At 37.3% G+C, this 1,704-nt stretch carries 1 protein-coding gene; it reads left to right on the top strand.

Annotated elements, in window-relative coordinates; genetic code table 11:
• Positions 1-125: 125 nt before the first annotated feature.
• Positions 126-1,704 (top strand): histidine kinase dimerization/phospho-acceptor domain-containing protein (locus H5072_RS18605; protein WP_182694410.1); only part of this gene is annotated, 1,579 nt, incomplete at its 3' end.

Raw genomic sequence — 1,704 nt, 5'->3', positions numbered from 1 at the left:
AAAAAAAGAGCTAAAGATCATGCAACTAATGATTGTAATTTAGCCACCAAGACCGCTATAAGCTTGTGTAATCAGGTCGTAACGCATATTATTGGCAGATTGCATGGAGGATAAGTCGTTTGGTCATGAAAACCAGTAAGTTAAGTATAAGATTATTATGGTATATAACACCTCTTGTTATTCTGCCACTGCTATTTTTAGGTGGCTTTACGCTCACCAATGTCACTAATTCAACACAAAAACAAGCTGATTTAATAATGAGCCGTTTTGTTGAGCAACAACAGCAAAAAATATTCAACTATATCGACTCTTTTCACTCTACTGCAAAACTACTCTCAAATTCGCCAGTACTTAGTGACTTTTTAGCAAACGATATTAGCGCCAACGGTAATTACACCCGAAAACTTGGCGCGCTTATGGATGTATTTGCCAGTTACAGCGAAGCTTATCCAGATATAATTAGCATTAATTTAGTTTCAGCAAGTGGGAAAAGTGATGCCTACTACTCTAATAACCTAACAACAGCGCCTAAAAGCTATCCATTTTTTAATCGAGTATTGCAAAGTAATTTAAGTACACAGCAATTTATGATTCAAAAGGACGATGGCACCACGAGCTTATATTTCATTCAACGAATTGACAGTGTTGATTACTACTTGAAACGTCCACAGCAGCTTGGTTTTATTGTAATACATATAGAGCCTTCAATACTCAACTCCAGTATTTTAGAAGCGCCATATAACAACACACTTAATTTAATGTTGACCAAAGACGGGAAAATTTTATTTAGCTCCGACTACAACATGCGCGGCCAATACATAAGCGAATATGAACTTAACCAAGTACATGATCTTGCCGATATAGGCATGCTTTCTACCATTGAACTCTCAAGCATAGATAAAATAGAGCGAATGATTTTTGCCGTACAAATGCCCGGTGGATATTATTACGTTTCAACCATTCCCAAAGGTGTGCTTTATCAATCTGGTAAAGCCATAAGCCTAATAACAGGCTTAATTGTTATTATTTCGATAATCACCCTGCCAATATTAATTTTTATAGTGGTACGTAATTTACTACTTAATCCAATTGAATTACTAGGTGCTGCAAGCCACCGTGTTGGTGATGGCGATTTGTCGGTGCACTTACCAGCTCATACAAATGACGAAGTGGGTGTTTTGTTTAACGACTTTAACCACATGGTTAATCAAATTAGACACTACCAGCAGCAGCTTGAAGAATATAAACACCACCTTGAAGATAAAGTAGAAAGTCGTACTAAAGCACTTGAAGCCATGAACAGCCAACTAGAGCTTGCAATTGGCCAAGCCGAGCAAGCTAATCAGCTTAAAAGTCGTTTTTTAGCTAATATGAGTCACGAAATACGAACGCCACTTACGGCTATTATGGGCTTTACAGAGCAATTACTCCACAACGACAAAGTAGCCAACGACAAACAACATCTAAGCACTATTTTACGTAATTCAAAACACTTACTAGAGTTAATAAATAACATACTCGACTTATCTAAAATTGAAGCTGAAAAGCTAGCTGTCGATTTGTCTGCGTTAAACGTAGTACAGCTTGTGCATGACATTGAATCAATTATTCAACCACTGGCACAAGAAAAACAATTAACCCTTAATATTGATTACCAACTGCCGCTACCTCGCACCATTTATAGTGATGTGACCCGCTTAAAAC

The sequence above is a fragment of the Pseudoalteromonas sp. SR45-5 genome, assembly GCF_014163565.1.
Classification (GTDB): domain Bacteria; phylum Pseudomonadota; class Gammaproteobacteria; order Enterobacterales; family Alteromonadaceae; genus Pseudoalteromonas; species Pseudoalteromonas distincta.
This window is presented reverse-complemented; position numbering and strand designations above follow the sequence as displayed.